We start from the raw sequence: 1,290 nt of genomic DNA, 5'->3' as shown, positions 1-1,290 counted from the left end.
AGTCCTTTCGCGTCAGCGGGACGGAGTCCTTTGACCAATGGCCCTGCAGCCACCATCGGGCAGATCGTGACCATTCCCTTCCCGCGCCCCCGGGATCGCGAGCGGATTCTTGAAGATCCGCAGTACTACCGCCTGCGCAACTCGGTTCTCAGCTATCTCTACGGCCATGAAGCCAACCCAGAGGCGGCTTACCGGTAAATCCAACCTGGAGCAGTTGACGGAGCGAGAGGGCGACAAGGCAACCCAAAACCCAAAAACCACACACCTTGGCCATCAGGTGCAGCCCCTGGGCAGGCGATCCGCAAACCTCTCTTGGAACTCGCACACAACGCCGTGCAACCGCTCGTCCAAAACGGCCAGCGTCCGGGATGCGATATATGCTGACCCGCCCCTCCAATTCTGAACCTGCAGCTCTAGTGAATGAGGCGGCGCACCGCCCGCAGCAGCTCCGCGGGGGGAGGAGAGTTGGGATCCCAGCGAATTTCCAACTCAGGTGAGTCTTTGAGCACTTGAGGAGGGCCGGGCGAGGTGTGCAGGATGGCCACACAGCGCAAATTGCCCCGGTCTCGACAAAACTCGTGCCAGAGAGGGATAGCCTCGGGATCCCGGCTGACCACCAGGTAGTGGGAGCAGGCTTCCAGGATCGGCTGCTTTTGCGGATCCACCTTGCCGCCCACATCCACAATCACCAAGCTCTTTTGCCGACGCAAAGCCAGAATGGCCTGGGCATGGAAGCCAAAAAACTCAGGGGTTGAACGGCCCCGGTACCGCTGCTTGAGGGCTTCGGCCTGTTCTAGGGGTAAGTCCAGAGTCCAATTGCCTTCCCCATCCCAATGGGCCCGTTGCAGATAAATATCGGGATGCTCCGGCAGCAGAGCTTCGAAGAGGGCGCGGGCAAGACGGCTTTTGCCACTGTCGGGGGGGCCCACCACCATCACCGCCGCTGCCAATTCTGTTCGCGTCAGCGGGCCGTAGGCCTTGCCCGGCCTTCCCTGCACCCAGGGGATGACCTGGCCCACCCGCACTTCGGGGGTATGGCTGGAGACCACCACCGCGCCCAAGCGTGGGTCATAACAGGCCACCCAACGGGTGAAGTGGCACTCATGCACCAGCCAGCCATACAGCCAAATGGGGGCCCGCCCCGTCAGAACCACCCCCAACTGGGCATTGATCCCGGCAGGCAGCTGAAGCTGAGCCAAATCCTCTGGAAAAACCAGGCGATCCGGTCGGGTCAGCTCAATTTCGATGACCTGAAAAGACAGTTCCGAAGAATGGGATCTTCGAGGGTCC

Annotated in this window: 1 protein-coding gene and 1 pseudogene; one reads left to right on the top strand and one right to left on the bottom strand. The window is 61.2% G+C overall.

The annotated features are described in order from the left end of the window. Positions 1-198: pseudogene (locus tag NW856_RS13560) on the top strand (ABC transporter ATP-binding protein); the annotation flags it as partial. Between the two features lie 215 nt (positions 199-413). Here the strand turns inward: NW856_RS13560 and crn3 are convergent. Continuing rightward, positions 414-1,290, bottom strand: an 877-nt coding sequence (gene crn3 / locus NW856_RS13555; protein WP_414400678.1) for a CRISPR-associated ring nuclease Crn3/Csx3, incomplete at its 5' end; no start/stop codon positions are given.

Origin of the sequence: Synechococcus sp. R3-13 (assembly GCF_047462195.1) — a bacterium.
Lineage (GTDB): Bacteria > Cyanobacteriota > Cyanobacteriia > Thermostichales > Thermostichaceae > Thermostichus.
Note: the sequence above shows the minus strand (reverse complement) of the source record. Positions and strands in the feature narration are given on the sequence as shown.